Origin of the sequence: Cytobacillus oceanisediminis 2691 (assembly GCF_000294775.2) — a bacterium.
Lineage (GTDB): Bacteria > Bacillota > Bacilli > Bacillales > Cytobacillaceae > Cytobacillus > Cytobacillus pseudoceanisediminis.
Map to the genome: position 1 here is coordinate 257763 of NZ_CP015507.1, position 18274 is coordinate 276036.

Here is an 18274-nt window from a genome sequence, read left to right on the forward strand (position 1 = left end):
AACTGTCCGTAAATCGGGGCACAGTTCAAACTCAACTCAAAGGACTTTTTTATAGCTTAAATAATATTTTTTAAAATAATTTTTTTATATGTGGTAAGCGGTTTTTGATAAATAAGTCATCAATCCCCTTAGCTTCATCTTCATTCCATAAAACAAGGTTTGCTCTATAGCCTTCTTCTTTTAGACCTTTCGCACATTCCATCAAGTGTTTCTTTACATATACATTGGAAACGGCATCAGCATCAAAGCAAATATTTACTTGTTCCACACCCATTTCCTTTAATACAGGAAGGGCTAGACGCCATGCTCCTGCTCCCGGAAGTGCTAAGAAGATATCACCTATATCATCAATTTCTAATGGATTATATAGTTTCCCAATACAATCTGATGCTATGTCGCATTTTAAAGGACCTTCAGATAACCATACAGTTCTTGCTTTTAGACTAACCCCTTCTTTCCATTCCTTTAACTTAGAAGTAGGTACTGCAACATGAATGGGGGCTGGATTACCTGAACCTGTTCCTTCTGGTTTCTTTGCTGAACTAAATGTGTGGCATCTCAATCCGTAACGATTGAGGTAGCCACTGCCCATTTCGGGTACGATAGGTAAACCTTTGAAGTAATCTCTGGCTTTTCCCCCGCCTCACACGGTACGTGCGACTTTCACCGCATACCGCGTTCCATCGAAATACTTCTAATATGGACTAATGCATCAAAGCTACTCACTCTCAAAATCCATTAAAGGCTTTATTTGTTAGGCGACTATGGGTTGTAGTTTCAGCAGTTTTCTCAAAACATTGATTTTATCAATTTGTTTTAAGGAAAGGTTCTCTAAGTTTATATATCGTTTTATCGTTTCCTCCTTTGTTGCGTGAATCAAAGTGTGAACGAAGTTGGATACAATAATAAGGTTGCTATATTTATCAGTTCCACCTGAGTTTCTAGGCTTCTTGTGATGAGTATGCATCCTACCGATAGTTAGAGGTTGACCGCTAATAGCACATTTACCATTTTGCGCTACGAACAGTGATATACGGTTATCGTTAAATTCAACTGACTCATTTATTACAGGATTTTTCAGAAGATAGACAAGCATTTCACTATCCACTGCTTTCAGACTGTTATGGATAGCTGCTCTTCCCTCTTTAGTAAAGTTATTGATATCTTTTCTAAAGTTTTTAGGTATTTCTAATTTAATACCTGCAATTGGAAAGATAGGCTTACCATCAATAAATATCTTCTTGAATTTATATTGTCCGTATAACTTATTGTACGTTTTGCTTTCAGTCCCAACATTAGAGCTTTGGCTTTTTAATCTATTGTGTATGACCTTAGAGAGCGCAAAATTCATTCTTACAAAGGTGATGTTTACTCTTGTTGCTGCTTTGTAGTAATTGTGATATCCCCTTATTTTCGAATTCATTCTGTCTACTTCTAATTTCTTATGCTCTTTTGAGTATTGGATTGTTTTGATGGACTTTTTAAGGTTTTTCTTCATTTTCCGAACTGCCTTATCCGATATGTCACTGATAGATGCGTATCCATGCCTTGTATTTGCTCTAGGAGTTACCTTGAGTTTAAATCCAAGGAATTCAGTATAGTTCTTACGAAGATTAGTAATTTTAGATTTCTTATTACTTACCTTAAGTCCTAACCTTTCTTTCAACCACATTTTGGTTGCAGAAAACATTCGCTTTGCAACATTAATGTCTCTACAGAAGATTTTAAAATCATCAGCGTACCTTACAATGAAAACTTCTTTTAACCTAGTTTTCTTTAATTCTCTATCCTGTTTGCCCTTATTTGAGTAGGTTTTCTTAGATTGAAATGTTTCCCATTGGGAGCTGATCCACCAATCTAATTCATTCAGCACAATGTTGGATAGGAGCGGAGAAATGATTCCACCTTGCGGGGTTCCTTTATCCATTCTCCCTTCGCCAATAATATTGGCTTTCAACATTTTGCTTATTACTGAAATAAGGTTTTTGTCCCTAATCCCTATGTTCCATATCTGTCTAAGTAATTTTCCATGATTGATGTTATCAAAGAAACCCTTAATGTCGATATCAACTACGTAGTGCAGACCATTTGTATTCATAAGATGTTGTGATCTGGCGATTGCATGGTGAGCTGAGCGAGTGGGTCTAAATCCATAACTGTGTTTGTGGAATTTAGCTTCGCATATTGGTTCGAGAATTTGCAGGATACATTGCTGGATGATTCTGTCTTCAATTGTAGGGATACCCAAAGGTCTGCGTTCTTCACTGAAGTCTTTAGGTATATAAACCCTCTTTATAGAGTGCGGTTGGAAGTTTTGAAGCCTTTTTCTAACATAAGATACCAGTTCATCAATGTTTTTATCAGCTATATTGGTGATGTTAGTTTTATTGACTCCTTTAGTAAGGCTTCCACCATTACGTTTTATGTTTCTATAAGCAAGCCTGACATTTTCCCTTGACGTTATCAAAGACATTAAATCGCTTGTTTCACGATTGTTTAGGCTGTCTTGGTAAAGTTGGTCAAGCGTAGCTTGCATATCATAATACTCATTGTGCCTGAGCCTCTTCTTTTTGAGATTGAGTGCCAATTGGTCAGCATCCTCCTTAGTGGAGTTTTGCTTCTCTTAGTCATACTCGAACCCAATAAATTTGATATATTGTCCTCTTTAGTCATTAGTATTCCGACTCGGGGCTATCCCTCTACTATGTTTCCATAGCTTCAACGGTACTGTGCCCCTACTCTCACAACGATAAATGCACTTCGGTTAGTAAGATAACCTTATAGCAACCTTCCCGCTTACAGACGTTTAATAGAAGTTCATTGCTTTCGACGTTCCGAAACATTTAGCTATCATATCGTTCCTTAGATGGTGACTTTGAGCCTGTAAATTATATATCCTCATTGTTGGATATCCCGAATTTCATATCTGGCAATCTTACTTTTCGGTAATTCACCTTCCACTTGGAAGCTACACAGTTTCCTGTGCATCTATTTTTAGACCCGTACATTCGCCACTTTGTCAGTGCATCTTTAGCACATTCTCATCATAAAACGCTTTTTCAGCCCCCCGGCCTATCACTAACCATATCCACTCTTGGACTTAGGTTAGTTTCAGCCGACTTCACCTAGCTTCAGACCCCATCAACTCTGTAACGTTGAGGCGCATGTAGGAGTATTAGGGTGTAGTTTCAAGCCAACATGACGGCTATCATTCCTATCATCAATGTTCCAGTTAGAATTAAATAACTTAATTCCTCTCATTTCATGCTTTAAGCACTTGTTGAGAAACGTCTCGCACGCCAGAAATATCGGTTTCCTTTTACTACTCGAACCCATCCTTTAACTTCATTTTCATGGACTATGGTTGTCCATGTTTTGTTAGATTCAATCTTTTCCTCTAAGATGATCTCACCATCAAAAGAGACCTGCACAAAATCTGGTTGCTCTATAACCCGGGCTTTAAGACCAGGGCGATTAAATTTTACTTCAACCACATTTTGAGGATTATCAATTCGATACTGGAAACCAACAATTTCGTTATAGTGATTACGAAAAGGTATTAAAATTCCCTTGCTGCCGGCAATAGTCCAGTACTTTTCTTCTTGTAGATAAAAACCAGGGATTCCTTTAAAATGTTTAATTTCCAAACCTTCTTTCAACAATCTCGCTACCTCCCAAGGCTTATCTGGAAAGCTACGGTATTGCCTTAGCATAACTTGCTTATCCGCTAGCTGTCTTGAAGGAGAAGTTAAGTGTTTGTAATGTACATCATCAAGTTCTAAGCATTCTATTAATGCACTATAAACAGTATTAAGTACTTTATCTTTTTGCTTGGGATGTCCTACATGAATTTCTTCGATTTCCTCTTTGTTAATCTTTCGCTTATTATCCCCTTTAAGTAGGTGAAGGTAGCTAGGTAAAGCCGAATTTTTTGAAAAATAAGTGTCACTTTCAGTTCGGATACAAGCTACCGCTGAACCATCAAGGTGAGCCATACAACCACCTGTCTTACCACAAATTACACATGGGGTCCGATAGTATTCATACCAATCTTTGACTCTAGTTTGCCTCATTAATTTCATAATTCGTAACAACCTTTCTTATAGTTCTTAAGCTCTTTACACACAATCCTTAAATCGGAAATGATCAATTGGCGGCATGACTGTTACAAGCTTAAAAATAAAATGCGAATGTTTAGCGATGACCACAACAATCGGGTTATCATCCATATCTCTCCCGGCTATTACAACCTTAGATGCCCCTTGTCTTTCAACGATATCTCCATTAAATAAAGCTGAAACAATGTCTCCTTTAGAGTACCCTCGCTTTTTAAGCCTTTTCTTAGTGTGTGTCCCTATTAAAATTTTTCCTTTTCCAGTCATTAAGACTTTTTTAATTTCCTTTAAATTCAATTTTTTCCACCTCCATTGAATAAAAAAAGCGGCCAATGGAAAGAAGAGAGAGCATCAAAAAGAAAGCTCTTGCTTCGATCCAAAGACCGCTAAATTGATAAATTACCGCTTATCTCATAAAAGATAGCCAAGAAATAATAAAAGAAAATAGATTACTATCAGTTTAGCACCTACATGAAGAATCAATCAACAGCATCTAATAACTTTCTTTTTATTTTCATCCAGAAGGTTGGTCGGTATATTTTATCAAATTCTTTCCCCACAAACCCTCTAGCTATTTTAATAAATGGCGGTATGAGCTTTTGAGCTGCAATTATGTCAGCAATCAATGGTTTTCTCTCATGGTTATTTGCCATTACCCTGTCAAACATGGAAGGTAAAGCTGTGATGAGCTCCAAGTCTAATAATTCTGCTACGTCCTTTGGCCGGCTATGAGTACCAGTGCGGCTATGAATCAATTTAACTGGCTTTTTATACTCCTTAATGAGTGTATTGTGTATGAAATTTTTCCATTCTTTAGTTCGGTCAAACTGGTCATCAGCAATTACCCAAATTTCGTCGAGGTATGGAAGTGTATTTAAAGTGGAATCATCCATCTTTCCGGTAGGCAAATCCACTAATACATAAGCATTTTCTTTAACTGAAATAAAAAAATCTAAAATTAGGTCCTGGTTTCGATCAATATCAAAATCATTTAAGCCTACCGGGAACCATTTGACGCCTTTATAAATCCATAAAGAGTTATTATTGCCATTGTCATTGGAGTAAAGGTTTTCCGTTAGTGAAATCCAATTGTCTGGCTTTGAACCAAACCGGTGTAACATCTTAAACAAGTGAGGATTCTCTTTTGGGATCTCCACAACTGATATAGGAACACCATGTTGCTGAAGGAATATGGCATAATCCACAATGAAGGTTGTGGCCCCTGCTGTTAAAGGTGCCCAAATACCCACAGTCTTTTCTGTACTGAGATTTACACCATTTAATTTTCTACCGAAATCATGAGCCTTTGTAGGTGAAGAAATGTATATTTTCTTCCTCTTTTTTTGTGAAGCTGATGAGTTGTCATGTTCTTGATTAGGTGCTGCCTTTTTAGATTCCGGACTTGGCGTTTTACTTAGGGATTTACTATTGATCTTTTCTGAGTTTTTTTCTAGATCGTTTTCTTTTGGAGGAATTTTAGAGTTTGTATTATCCTTTTCCTTCGAGAATTCTGGAGGTGATTTGTCTATGGCTTTTTCCTGATTATCACTCTTCTTAACGTCATTTTCAGCTGTTTCATTAGCAATTTCTTTCTTTATCGGCTTATCATTGGATGGTTCCATAACTGTTCTATCTATTCCTAAGTGGCCAATAGGTGAATCATAGATGGCCATTCTTGTATCATTTGTACTTCTGCATAGAACTATGTTTTTATTTGTAACGTTTATACTTTTATCATAGTCGATTACAATGAGTTGACCCTCTAATTTAATGGATTCTAAAATATGTTGATCCAGAAAGTCACTTAGAGTGATACATGCTAAAAATGGGTTGCTTATTGCCTCTAAAACTTCCTCCTTGGAAGATAGCTTATGTACATCTACAAAGGGAAGCAATCCTTTAATTGTACTTCTGATTTCTCCATCTTCTTTATCAGAAACTGCTAAATATATCTTTTTCATGAATCTCTTTCTCCCGCTTCAGATAATCGTTAATCCGAACTCTAAGTTGGGGAGAGAATGGTACCTCGCCCCTTTCAATCTGTCCAAGATAACTTGTACTAATTCCCATCCCCTTTGCAAACTGATATTGGGATAAGGCCATTCGTTTTCGGAGAATTAACAATCGTTCTACGTCATCTTCTATTTCAATTTCATTAAATGTATCAACTGTTAGCATTTATTTAACTGTTCTCCCCTCTTTATAGATTCAAATAAAAAAGACCGCTAAACACACCTTTAACAAAAGGCTGTTTGAGCGGTCATCGCTTTAAGTAAATTAAATTATAGAAATATTATAGCACATCGGGAAGCATTTTAAAGGGTAAAAACACCACAATAGCACAATCCTGGAAGTTTATTATTGTTAATTAAATGATAAAATTGTATAATTTTTTCAGGAACTTTTTTTATTTTTTTATTTTTTGGCAGCCATAATTTGGTTAGCGGATACTCTATTAAACTTACAACCTTTGGGTTGATGGAATTCAAGTAAGCATTTTGTGCTTATTTGTAACTATCAAACTCAGAGGTTTTTTTGCATTAATGGAGCAAAAAATAAGTGGTGGAAAAGTTCTAAGAAACTTTAAGGGGCTGTTGTTGTGAAGAAAGATTGTAGCATGGAGGAAGTTATGCAAAAGCTGCAAGCGCCTTTTCCTTCAAAGGATATCGAATGGCGTGTCAGTCGAAGTGGTCAAAGCAATGGTAAAAAATATGCCTTTGTCTTAGCTTATGTCACAAATCGAGCAATTCAAAATCGATTAGATGAAGTATTCGGACCGGCTGGATGGCAAAATGATTTTTCTGATTTTATGCAAGGAGTCCTTTGTACAATCTCATGTTATGTAGATGGCGAATGGATAAAAAAATCAGATGGAGCAGAGCAAACTCAGTTTGAATCATTGAAAGGTGGCCTTTCAAGTGCAATGAAAAGAGCTGCAGTTCAGTGGGGCATTGGAAGATATTTGTATAGATTGGAAGAGAATTACGTACAAGTTTTTGATAATAAACGTGATGGATCCAACTATATAAACGACAAGAAAACTAATGTTAAGGGTTATTGGATGCCACCAAAGCTTCCAGATTGGGCTTTGCCTGCTGATGAGAAAGGAAATTGTAGAAATGCTTCTCAAGATCCTCAAAATAAGCCTGAAAAGCAATACCAAAGAGAAAATAGCCAAGCTCAGCAGAGTAATCAAAATGACTCTGTACTGAAAAAAACTGGGAAACAACCTCCGAAAGGAACTAAACAAATGAATCAAAAGGGCGAATTTGACCGCTCTCGTTGTTTAAAGGTAATTGGTGAGTATTTAGAAACTACGGGCCTGAAGGAACAACCGCAATTTATCATTCCGCTGTTCAAAAAGGTGACCCAAAATTCTACTTGCAAGTCACTACAAAATATTTTTGATAAAGCAACAGAAGAGGAACTTAGAGCATTTTATGGTGTTTTGAGGCCGGTTAATGACCTGGTTCTTATCACAAATAATTATAAAGTTGCTTTAAGTGATTCTTTAAGATATGTACAAATTCTTCTTCCTAATGTGAAGATTGAGAGTTTGTTTAGTTGCTTTATACATCTAACGAAGGATCATGTTAAAGAAGTCGCTACATTTATTAAAGAGGACCTTCAAAATGGAAATTTAACTAAAATCGCTTAATTGAGGAGTGGCACTAAAGAAGATTTTTCTATCTTTCTTTTGGTGCTTTTTTATTTATAAAAAAACAACTCATGGAGGAATAACAATGCATATTAAAATTAACCATTCTGTGTTGTCTGATGCTTTAAAAAAGGTAGAGAAGGTAGTAAACGCCAAACACAATATCCCTATATTACAAGGAATCTACATGGAAGCTACTAATGAAGAACTTATTTTTATAGGTTCTGACAGTAATGAATCATTCCGCTTTCACGTACCTGTTGATGGTGAAAACGTTGAGGTATATGAGCCAGGGAAAACGGTATTGCCTAAACAAGTGACCGAAACCGTAAAAAGATTCAAGAAGGACATTACCTTAAAGCTTGATGGTTTTACTCTCCTTCTGCAATCAGGCCGGTCTAAGTTTAATTTGAATACGTTTGACCCTGAAGAGTTTCCAAAGTTACCCGACTTTGCTATTGAAGAATCTACCCTGTTCTTAAAGGGCACTGATCTTAGCAATCTAATCAAGAAAACGGGATTTGCTGCGGCTGATTCTGAAATACGCCCTATATTAACCGGTGTATGCCTAGACCTTTCTGGAGATTGTATGCAAATGGTTTGTACCGATTCTCACCGGTTGGGTAAAGTCCAGGTGAGAAACACTTCAGATAGGGATTTAAAGTTTGTTATTCCTGCGAAATCGCTTGATAAGCTGAATAAAACATTTGATTTACAGGAGGATGTCCATATCTATTGTGAATCAGAAAACCAGCTCATCTTTAGAAGTGGTTCCTTGGTGTTCTATTGTCGTTTGTTAGAAGGCACCTACCCTGATACTTCCCGTCTCATTCCGCAAGATTTTAAAGCGGAAATGAAGATTAATCGGAAAGTGTTCCTGGATGAAATTGAAATAATCCGCGGGATTGCTAATAATGCAGACAATGGACAAGGTGGAGTAATTAAACTTCATGTAAACGGAGCAGCAACTATTTCTTCTTATACCGCTCAAACAGGCAAAGGTGAATCGGTTGTAGATTATGAGTCTTTAGAAGGCGAAGATAATTTCACGATTAGCTTTTCGGGAAAATACATTGTTGATGCTTTAAAAGCCATCGATGACGAATTCATAAGTTTCAAGTTCAACGGAGAAATGAGACCTTTCTTGTTAACTCCATGTGAATCTGAGTATGAAGAGCTTCAGCTGGTCTTACCAGTTAGAACACAGTAAGGAGCGGAGAGTTATCTCCCTCCTTTTCGAATGGGGGAATTAATTTGAAGATTGACTTTCATAAAGTAGAAAAACTTTTGGAGCCTTATAAGCAAATTAAAAAGCAAACCTCTGAAAAGAAAGAGGAAGGAGTAGCCAAAGTCATTCAATATGTATGGAATCATACTCCTACCAAAAAGGTGGATTTTGATTCTTTTAATCTAAACGGAGGTCTTAGAGCTTTTTATGAGTTTTATTTCCTCCCCCACTACGATGATGAAATGACACAGGCAGATTTAGTCGCTATTAAAGACAATCTATGGGAGATTAACGCTGCCTGGGATGACTTGATCTATTCATTAACCAAATGTAATAACAAGGTTTATGAGAATGAAGATGATTTCATTTAAGGAGGAATTGGCATGAGAATGTTATTAGATGCAGAAGAAAAATACGCTTACGATGAATCAATAAGCAATTTTCTTACATTAAAGATTTGGCACGATTTAGGGGTTAATGTGAAAGAATTTCCGGAATACATTGTGTATCCAGGTGGTTATGATGGTTCATCTTTCGAGATTCTAGAAGCTGGATTAAAAGCACTTTATCCAACATTCAGACAGCTGGATTATGAAGATGAACACAAACTAGAAACCATTACTAAAGAATCTAATATTTCTTCTACTCCTGAGCGGCTATATTTATTAAACAATGATAAGGTTCAAAAGCTACTAGATACGGGTGAGATAGATAAGCTAAAAAAGCCATTATCCAAACTTTACGGAGATCTTACTGAATTTGATATGAGTTTCCATAAGGAATATGGATTGGTCTTGGCAATTTATTTTACAAGTGTATTTTTTGAAGCGGCTGAGGCAGTGGCTAGAATTACTAGATTAGTAGAGGATTTATATATACAAATTGAGGGTGTGACAGATAATGGATTATGTTATCAAGCTATCTGACAAAATTGATGACTATGAAGGTTATGTAGAGGTTCTGCGATTATCTGACCGTTTTGATGGAAAGACAGAAAGCTTGGACAAGATGGTGAAAATAGAAAACCGTCTCATCCAGGATTTATATAAAATGACTCTATCAGATTTAATCCGGATCTTATCGGAATCTAGTGCAGGTGGAGAAAACATTTCAACTCCTATTTTACCGCAAAATTGCATAAAGCATGTATGGGTGAATCGAGCTGCTAAACAGCATGAAGTATACATTGAGATACCGAAAAGGCGGTGGGATATTACCTATCATTCTCAGGCTTTTGAGAAGGTGGGATTCCCAAGGATGATTTTTAAATACTCAGTGTCTGACACTCAAGTAACCCTATCTAACATTGTAGCAGTGCAAGAGCAAGGGATACTAACTGATGAAACCCCTTTATTTCTGTTTCCTTTTTCAAATGTGAACACAGATACAAAGGTATGTATGGGTGGAAATGAACTCCCTCCTATTAAAACTCTATCTCAGTTAAGTACTTTTCATAATATCTTTTTTGCGGCACCGTTCGGGGATGACTATGGGTCAAAGACGTCTAATGGAAAAACAATACGAGAGCTTTTTACCGTACTTAAGGACAACGATTTTAACGATGAATGGCTTGTTCCTTTAAAAGAGTCTATACTTGGAAATTTTTAAAAAAACTAATTGGAGGAAATAAACAATGACAAAGGTAGAACAAACTGATATTTTTAGCATGTTTGATATTGAGGATGAGGCAGTAATTAAGCTTGAAGCTGCAAAAGCAGCCGCCGTAAAAAAGCGAGAAGAACAAATCGAAAAATTAAGGAAATCAAATGAGGAAAAGAAAGAGGCCAAAGCTTCTACACCAGCTGCTCCAAAAAAGGATCCATTTAAAGTCCTGGTTGATACCATTGTTCGCTATGCGGGTATGGACTTGCCAGTTACCAACTATTTCTCAATAGAAGAGCTAGAAAATGGACTTCCGACTAAAAAGAAGAAAAAAGATGATGATGGAGAAGAATCAGCATTTGAGGCGATTTCTGAAAATGCTCTCAGAAAGAAATTAGAAGATGACTTTCCTGAGCTTGTGGCCAACTTTACTCAACTTGTATACATTGAGAAGAAAAACATTATTGTACCCGTACTTTCTGCAAAGAAGAAAGGTATGGTGGATTGTAAGGAGACCTCTGCATCTGCAGAGGTTTCTTCCTGTTCAAAGAAAAAGAAAATTCCCTTTCACATATTGGCTGATTTTATCGTAGTAGCCAAAGATTTTTCTAGTAAGTTTGGAACGGAGGTTCATGCTGACATCTACATTGACAGGGACACAGGAACATTTATGTTAGATATTCCTAAGCAAGTGGTTAACCCTGTGCTTTGCTCAATCGATGATGATAATGCATGGCTTTATGTTGAGAAATATGGTGATAGAAACTTAATAAAAGTAATGGAGATCCATTCTCATCATGTAATGCCGGCTATCCCCTCTCCAGTGGATGATGCTAACGAAAGGTCCCCTATCCTTTATGCCATTGTTGGCCGCTTGGATAAATTTTTTCCGGATTTAATCGTAAGAACATTTAACAAGGAGACTCAAAAACACTTTAATATTAATCCCTCTAATGTTTTTGAAAACCCGGTATTTGATGATTATGCGACTTATCTTAGTGATATTTCAAATGTGGAGGTAGAGTAATATGCCAAAAATATCTGTGGACTTTACAAAAGGAAAACGTCTTTTCACTCATATTGTGTTAGTTGGAGCGGGAGGAAATGGAGGTTATGTCATTCAGCAAGTAGCTCAAATGCTCAATATCTTTGATGTGTGGGGCAAAATGGTGATTGCTGATTATGACCATTATGAAGAAAAAAACCTAGCTAACCAGCTTTGTTTACGCCAAGATTTAGGAAGGAACAAAGCAGAAATATTAGCTAAACGTTATCGCTCAGCTTACCAGGTAAACATTGAAACATATAGCGCTAGTTATATTGAGAATGTTGAAACCTTAGACAACTTATTTAATACAGACTATGAAGGTTGTCATGGCTGGAGTACATCATATGTACCAATCTTAATCTCTTGTGTTGATAACAATTTCTCTAGAAGGGTATTCCATGAATACTTTGAAAAAGTAGATAATCTTTTATATATCGATATTGGGAATGAGGAAGCCCAGGTTCCCAATGACTTCCGTATCCGGTCAAAAGATGCCTGGACAGAAGAAGAGTTGGAAACTTATGAACGATCAGGCTTTACGGGTCAATTGGTATGTGGCCTTAAAATTAATGGGAATGTAATTTCTGAGCCAGTTGCTTCTGTATTTCCTGATATTTTAGAAGACCAGGATGAAATTGCCCCGTCCGAACTTTCATGTACTGAACTTGCTGCTTCTAATCCGCAGAGAGTGATAACTAATCGTTACTCAGCTCTAGCAGCATCCACAGTATTGAATGAAATATTCGAATTAGGAACATTATCTACCCATAAGATATTTTATCATTCTAAGAAAGGATATATGAGAAGTGAGCCGATAACTCAATAAAATAAATTAATTTTTATAAGACCATCATTTTTTAGATGGTCTTTTTTGTACTTCGAAAAGAAGATATGTAAAGACCAAGCAGAGGCAATCTGCTTGGTCTTGTTTATTAGTTGTATTGAAAGAAACTGTCTACTTGAGCTAAGTTAACTGTAAGTTTATCTCTATCAAGAGTATTCATAACAACTGCTCTAGTAACTATTTGATCTAAAAGATTGTCCTGCTCTAAATCAGTTAGGCTAGTTTTTATTGAAATATTCAGGAAAAGACCTTTTTCGCTATCCCCGATATCAACAGCCAAAACTGTTACTTCTCCTATTTTGTCTAATCCTCTATAATCTGAATTTATAATCTCCCAAACTTCACTTAAACTATTTACTGCAGTTAAACTAAGATAGTTCTGAGGATTAATAAAGGTAATGTCATCTAGAGAAGCCATAATGCCTTTGTGTTGAGACTTATAAAAATGTATACCTCTTTTATTAGCCTCGTCTTTAAAAGCCCATAATGCCCCTAAACAAGCCGTATTTAAGGATATATCCATCAGGGTAGGGTAAACACCCTCATATTCAATTACCATCCATTTGATCATCTCTCTAAGGCTATCCATGGTTATTACTTCTTCTAGGTTATTATTTGAGCCGACTCGGAGCATATCGGGGATTTGTTGCGCTATTACCCCTTCTGCTTGTTTAAACCAATCATCCTCAAAGTTCGATTCGCTGTTTTGCATTAATTCCATTGCCATAAAGTAACCATTAAATATTTGTGATTGAATTCCTGCAAATAGCATATTCTCCATCTTCTCTACTTTGTCATGCTGCACGTATTGTAATAATCTATTTTTATAGAACTCATAGATTGTTGCTAAATCAATATTGAACTCTTGATTATTCTGTTGGTGGGCTTTTAATTTCTTTTGTGTGTATTCATAAATATTAATCTCAGTGGTTTGTGTCATCTAAATTCTCCTTTGTAAGTATTATGAAGCATTATCCTGAACTTCATATGGAGGTGAAGGACTATCATCAGCATATTTCCAGACTCCATTTTCCTTTTGAATTATGGATATAAAATACTCCTCCCCGTTTGTTGTTAAAACCTTACGATAAAAACTCCCTTCATTTTTAAGCCGGTTAAAAGTAACATTTGTTAATGTGTAGCTTTCGCCATTAATATTTTGTTTTAGATACAGGTCCTGTAATGAAGAAAATACAGTTACAGCATCATCCTTAGAAGGTAAAGATTCCTTTACTGACTCAGTTCCATATTGTAAAAGGAATTCATAATAGTTTTCCGGAGAAAGTTGCACTGTGTAGAATTTATACAATGCGTCTGCGACAAATTTTGAAAACTCTGCAGCATCCTTATACTCTTCTAAATTTTTGTAGTCTAGATTTTCAACTTCTTTTAAGGTATCTAACTCATTTTCATAGACTACCTCATTAACTGGTCTCTCCATATCTTTGTATATTTTCTCTTGTTCTTCTTTTTCTTTGCTATCCTTAAGTTCACCTTGCTTCTTTTCTTCTTTTAGAGCTTCAATTCTTTTTGATTCTTTATCGAATAAACCACCGCATCCAGTTAACAGCATAGAACTAGATAGAATTAGAGAAATAGCTTTAACTTTCATCTTAAGGTCCCTTCTGTCAAAAGCTTCTTTTCTTTAGTAGTAAGATAATTTATTAGTTCTGCGCTATGTAAAGCAGAGATGTCACTCACTGCAGATGTGACAAGTTTAGGTATATCTGTTATTTTCATTTGGTTATTGCTAGGTGTTACTGGTACTTTTAAATGCTTTTCTAAACAATATGAAAGAGTTTTAAGATGATCTCTATCAATACTAGTTGGTAGTGATATGCTTTCTAATTTTCTAATTCCAAATAAGTTGATGCAGACAATAATCGATTTTAAAGTAATCAAGCCTGGATCTAAGATTAAGCTAAATATCTTCGAATTATCTTTGTACCATTGGTCTATCAAAGTTTTTAAAATTGGATGTGAATGTATACTAAGCTGTTCTTTTTTACTATTAATTTCAATATAGTTACTAATCTGCTCATTCTTAAGAACTTCCGATAAGTATAAAGATTTTTGTTTGTTAAAAGGTATAGATAATACATCATTGGAATTATTGAAATCAAAATCTCCTTCTCCTATTAAGACTGCTTTGGAGAAATCTAATAGGTTTCTAGCAACTTGCTTATCTTCCAACGCCACAGCTCCTTTCCCATAAAAAAAAGCACTCCAGAATAAAACCATCTCCGATAAAAGATAGTTTTTCTGGGTGCTTCCCATTGTTGTTTTTGTTTCCACAATTATACACTTAATTTTGAAGCCTATTCAAGTTCTTTTTGGGTATAGGTTCCTTCGACTATCTGTTTCAGATAGTATGATGCAGTATTTTCTTCAATTCCTAATTCGGCGGCTATTAGCTGGATTGGTACTTTTTTAGAATAAAGATCAAATGCGATAGCTCTTCGAATTATAGTAAGAGTTAAAGCTGGAGATCCTTCAGGGAGGTAATCACGAGATATTGCTCTTAAATGACTTTGCATGGACATTACCTGTATAGGTCCAGTTACGTTCTCTCCGTGATGTTTTGTCGTAAATACATACTCGCTGCCATTAAAAAAAGTGGAGTAAAAGTACTCATGGAAGTACGCCACTTCAGATCCCTGGAGGGTAATGGTTCTATTTTTCAATTGAATTTCAACTATATCTTTATTTGCGTTATCTTTAACTTTATCCTTGGTAAATCCAAACTCAGCCATCTTTAAGCCTTTAGTGGCCAATAAAAACAATACTTTTCTAAGCGGCGAATATTCATCATTAAGCAGAACTAGATCAAGTACTTTTAGAATTTCGTGAAATTGAATGTGCACAGTTGGCTTTTCTTTTACAACAAACCTCTTGATTTTGACTGCAGGATCAACACTTAAAGGTACTTTGTCAGTTTCCCAAAAATAGTTAAACATAGTCTTTAAAATGGCAAGTTCTTTATTTATTGTCGAGATACTTTTTTCTCTTATATCACGTTGATACTCTAAGTATTTGATTATGTCTGAAGAGGTAATTTGAAAAGGTTCCTTATTCTCCGGATATTTATCTTTAATAAAGGCAAAAAATTGGTTTATAACCTTTTCGTAGCTATTTACTGTTTCCTCACTATACCCTTTATTTTCGATATGCTTAATAAATCCGTAAGGCATTCATTCTCCCCTCCTAATATCAGACCTTTATATTTCCTATATTATACTAGATTATATGTTCGTATCTTCCTTAAAAACTAAAAAACTGCCAATTTTAAGTGGTTTTTTGTTGTAATTTACTACCGCAAATTTTAGACTCACCTTAACTACTCAGTGGTTTTGAAACCTAACTTTTTTAGAGTTCAGTTGTACCCTGTATTTTATTTATTTTTCAAACCAAGAACGCAGCTAAGGTTTAACAAAAACCCATTAGAAATACAATAATAATGACTAAAAAAAAGCTCATCCCAGTAAATATTTTACTGAATGAGCTTTAATAGCTTTAGGAGATATTGAACTTACCAATTAATGATTGTCCTGGCGATAGCTGCAAGCAGAGTTACTGCGGTTGCAGCCACCACCACTTTATCAATTGTTCTAACTGTTTTCTCTTTAAAATTATATGTTAACACTCTGCCCCACCCCTTATGAACAACTTTAGTAAACCTATTATAAAACATATGTTCGGATATTTCAATCTATTTCATATTTGCACTTAATAGTTTTTTGTCATCTACATCAGTATCAAGCTGCATATTCGAAAAAGATTCACGCTCTTGCTGTAGTAATGTAGTTACTTTCCTTTTTTCCTCTTGGAGTGCTTCTACTTCTTTTCTTGCTATATTGATCTTTTCTTTAATTTCTTGATCCATTTTTTCTTTTAGCTTTGTTTCAACATCTTTGTTAATTTGTTCAACATCTATATTATCAGGTTTTTTAAATAGCCCTAAGAAAGATGATTTTTGAACACTTTTCTTCAATGAGGTTGATAAGAGCTGAGTTTGTTTTTCTTCTAAATATTTCATATATGCATCTGTTTTTATCTGGTCGATTTCAACTTCTTTTCTCTCTAGTTTTCTCTCAATATCAGAAATGTCTTTCTCGTACTTTAGTATGTTCAGCATTTTACTCTGAAACCCTAAATTTCTCTCCATAGTTAATAAGCGTTCTTCATAATTATTTTGAAGCTGATCGTTATATTCTTGAAGATCGCTGCTTTCACGTTGAACCCTCTTTACATTCCCTCCCATTGAAACACCAGGTTGCATTCCCAGCTCAGCAAGCAAATCCACAGAAGTTTTTGAGGCTTTGTCCATTAATATAAATATTAAATGTAACCGAAATACACTTTTATAGTTTAACCTATAGTACTTCCCGAACTTTTCCGGTTGTATGTACTCGATTAGATCTGAACGAAAATGATTTCTAATTGTAGAATCCGACCGTTCAATAATACGGCCTGCCTCTACAGTGCTATATGTCATGTCCTTATGCATTGATAAAATTCCGTTTGTGAACACACTGTCCTCTAACCCATTCAAAACAGCCATTCTGTAAATAGGGTCATTTTCAAATTCTTCCATAAGCAGCTCTTTCATATCTAAGTTTTCCACATCCTCACCTCCAGTACTGTAGATTTCTACAATCATTTATAAAAAATATTACACTTAAACCATCCATAAATCAACTCAAAACGTTGATATATTAGGCGTTAGCAACCTCCGAACGATTCGCAGCGCTTGCGATATCCGTCGCAAACGAACATCAGCGCGAGCGCTACCTTACGTAATTTAATAAATCAATAACGTAGTTGATTCATGCATACAAATATGAATCCATCGTTTTCGTAATTGAATTATAAGGAACGCTATTTAACGTTCCGTAAACGGTAACGCTATCCATCGTTTGTGTGTGTTAACGCTTGATTTATCAGCTTTTATTGTGATTTTGTTTGTAATTGAATGAGATTGAATGCTGAAGTAACGTCCATACTTCTTTGAATGAAGGTGATTGATGATTTCGATACCAATTAACCAGGGTAAGAGACTATGTTTGCGTCTTGGATCATCATAAGCAATTGTTTTGAAGCCCTATAAGTAAATTTTACTAATCTAAGGGCATTCTTTGATTCTATCTTTTATAGTTATAGCCGTCAGAATGTTATTTTGTATTTAGCTAGATATAAAATACTTTTGTATGTGCTGCATTTGAGGTTGTTAATTGTGGTACACAAATAAAACGTTGATACATAAGGGATTGTTTAGTTGTGTACCTTTATGGTACACAAAAATGGTACAGAACCTGAAGTTACAAAAAAATAGCCCTAAAGGGCAGGGTTTTTAGAATTATATCATTCAGATCTGTAACTTTAGCTTTCTTAGGTTTGTTCTAATTTTCTTCTAAAGTCATATTTTGTTTCGAGAAGAGAAGAAGTCACCGAATTCTTATATTCCTAGTGTTGAAGAAATTAGTCTGATTTTCGTGTTTGTTGAGATAAAGTGTAAAAACAGCGTCCAGGCATCATTGAATGAAGGTGATTTTAGTTTTTTCACCAATTGTCCAGTACTTAGAGGCAATGATAAGTCTGGCTTACTAAAGGATATTGGGTTGAGCTCTTTAAGCAAAATTTGAATAAACTAAGGAAATTCATTGGTATTACCTCCCATGGCTTTAGATGTCTGAATTTATATTCGGATAGGGAACACATTATCAAAGTGTAAAAACTTTTTTTGTGTACCACATTCGAGGTAGCTAATTGGGGTACACAA

Annotated in this window: 18 protein-coding genes; 7 read left to right on the forward strand and 11 right to left on the reverse strand. The window is 35.5% G+C overall.

Translation table 11 applies throughout. From position 1 onward, the window contains the following. Nucleotides 1-70: 70 nt before the first annotated feature. The 6 genes from A361_RS28470 to A361_RS28495 all read right to left on the reverse strand — a co-directional run bounded on the left by A361_RS28470 (nucleotide 71) and on the right by A361_RS28495 (nucleotide 6293). Entirely contained in the window at nucleotides 71-592 is a 522-nt protein-coding gene (locus A361_RS28470; protein WP_064328243.1) for a DUF3854 domain-containing protein, read from the reverse strand. A 162-nt stretch (nucleotides 593-754) separates the two neighbouring features. Continuing rightward, nucleotides 755-2587: a group II intron reverse transcriptase/maturase gene (gene ltrA, locus A361_RS28475; RefSeq protein WP_019383531.1), complete on the reverse strand. Its 1833-nt coding sequence runs from the start codon at nucleotides 2585-2587 to the stop codon at nucleotides 755-757. A gap of 682 nt (nucleotides 2588-3269) precedes the next feature. Then, nucleotides 3270-3995 carry a hypothetical protein gene (locus A361_RS28480; RefSeq protein WP_064328244.1) on the reverse strand — a complete coding sequence of 242 codons (726 nt, stop codon included), beginning with the start codon at nucleotides 3993-3995 and terminating at the stop codon, nucleotides 3270-3272. 123 nt (nucleotides 3996-4118) lie between these two features. Continuing rightward, nucleotides 4119-4412: a DUF4258 domain-containing protein gene (locus tag A361_RS28485; RefSeq protein ID WP_019379646.1), complete on the reverse strand. Its 294-nt coding sequence runs from the start codon at nucleotides 4410-4412 to the stop codon at nucleotides 4119-4121. Nucleotides 4413-4594: 182 nt separating this feature from the next. Further along, a complete protein-coding gene (locus A361_RS28490) occupies nucleotides 4595-6076 on the reverse strand; it encodes a hypothetical protein (protein WP_019379645.1) in 1482 nt (493 codons plus the stop codon). Beyond that, nucleotides 6048-6293 carry a helix-turn-helix domain-containing protein gene (locus A361_RS28495; RefSeq protein ID WP_009336117.1) on the reverse strand — a complete coding sequence of 82 codons (246 nt, stop codon included), beginning with the start codon at nucleotides 6291-6293 and terminating at the stop codon, nucleotides 6048-6050. Before A361_RS28495 ends, A361_RS28490 begins: the two co-directional genes overlap by 29 nt. A 439-nt stretch (nucleotides 6294-6732) precedes the next feature. Between A361_RS28495 and A361_RS28500 the strand changes: the two genes are divergently transcribed. The 7 genes from A361_RS28500 (at nucleotide 6733) to A361_RS28530 (ending at nucleotide 12477) form a co-directional block, all read left to right on the forward strand. Beyond that, the gene (locus A361_RS28500) at nucleotides 6733-7773 is read left to right on the forward strand and encodes a Rad52/Rad22 family DNA repair protein (RefSeq protein WP_162272030.1); all 1041 of its coding nucleotides are present in this window, start codon (nucleotides 6733-6735) and stop codon (nucleotides 7771-7773) included. An 85-nt stretch (nucleotides 7774-7858) separates the two neighbouring features. Continuing rightward, nucleotides 7859-8983 carry a DNA polymerase III subunit beta gene (gene dnaN, locus A361_RS28505; RefSeq protein WP_019379643.1) on the forward strand — a complete coding sequence of 375 codons (1125 nt, stop codon included), beginning with the start codon at nucleotides 7859-7861 and terminating at the stop codon, nucleotides 8981-8983. A gap of 44 nt (nucleotides 8984-9027) precedes the next feature. Further along, entirely contained in the window at nucleotides 9028-9372 is a 345-nt protein-coding gene (locus A361_RS28510; RefSeq protein WP_009336113.1) for a hypothetical protein, read from the forward strand. Between the two features lie 12 nt (nucleotides 9373-9384). Continuing rightward, entirely contained in the window at nucleotides 9385-9927 is a 543-nt protein-coding gene (locus tag A361_RS28515; protein WP_019379642.1) for a hypothetical protein, read from the forward strand. Continuing rightward, nucleotides 9902-10609 carry a hypothetical protein gene (locus tag A361_RS28520; RefSeq protein WP_019379641.1) on the forward strand — a complete coding sequence of 236 codons (708 nt, stop codon included), beginning with the start codon at nucleotides 9902-9904 and terminating at the stop codon, nucleotides 10607-10609. The genes A361_RS28515 and A361_RS28520 overlap by 26 nt, the downstream gene beginning before the upstream one ends. Nucleotides 10610-10667: 58 nt before the next feature. Next, complete coding sequence (locus A361_RS28525; protein ID WP_236888095.1) at nucleotides 10668-11630, forward strand: hypothetical protein; 963 nt, start codon at nucleotides 10668-10670, stop codon at nucleotides 11628-11630. A 1-nt stretch (nucleotide 11631) separates the two neighbouring features. Beyond that, nucleotides 11632-12477, forward strand: coding sequence for a ThiF family adenylyltransferase (locus A361_RS28530; protein ID WP_019379639.1), 846 nt, complete (start codon nucleotides 11632-11634; stop codon nucleotides 12475-12477). A gap of 106 nt (nucleotides 12478-12583) precedes the next feature. Here the strand turns inward: A361_RS28530 and A361_RS28535 are convergent, their stop codons facing one another. From A361_RS28535 to A361_RS28555, 5 genes are all read right to left on the reverse strand, one after another. Further along, the gene (locus tag A361_RS28535) at nucleotides 12584-13435 is read right to left on the reverse strand and encodes a hypothetical protein (protein WP_019379638.1); all 852 of its coding nucleotides are present in this window, start codon (nucleotides 13433-13435) and stop codon (nucleotides 12584-12586) included. Between the two features lie 21 nt (nucleotides 13436-13456). Then, complete coding sequence (locus tag A361_RS28540) at nucleotides 13457-14107, reverse strand: hypothetical protein (RefSeq protein WP_019379637.1); 651 nt, start codon at nucleotides 14105-14107, stop codon at nucleotides 13457-13459. After that, on the reverse strand, nucleotides 14104-14790 hold the full coding sequence (locus A361_RS28545; RefSeq protein ID WP_236888096.1) for a hypothetical protein: 687 nt from the start codon (nucleotides 14788-14790) through the stop codon (nucleotides 14104-14106). The genes A361_RS28540 and A361_RS28545 overlap by 4 nt, the downstream gene beginning before the upstream one ends. 23 nt (nucleotides 14791-14813) lie before the next feature. Beyond that, nucleotides 14814-15686, reverse strand: a complete 873-nt coding sequence (locus A361_RS28550) for a tyrosine-type recombinase/integrase (protein ID WP_019379635.1) — start codon at nucleotides 15684-15686, stop codon at nucleotides 14814-14816. A gap of 518 nt (nucleotides 15687-16204) precedes the next feature. Further along, nucleotides 16205-17119, reverse strand: a complete 915-nt coding sequence (locus A361_RS28555; protein ID WP_019379633.1) for a hypothetical protein — start codon at nucleotides 17117-17119, stop codon at nucleotides 16205-16207. Nucleotides 17120-18274 lie beyond the last annotated feature (1155 nt).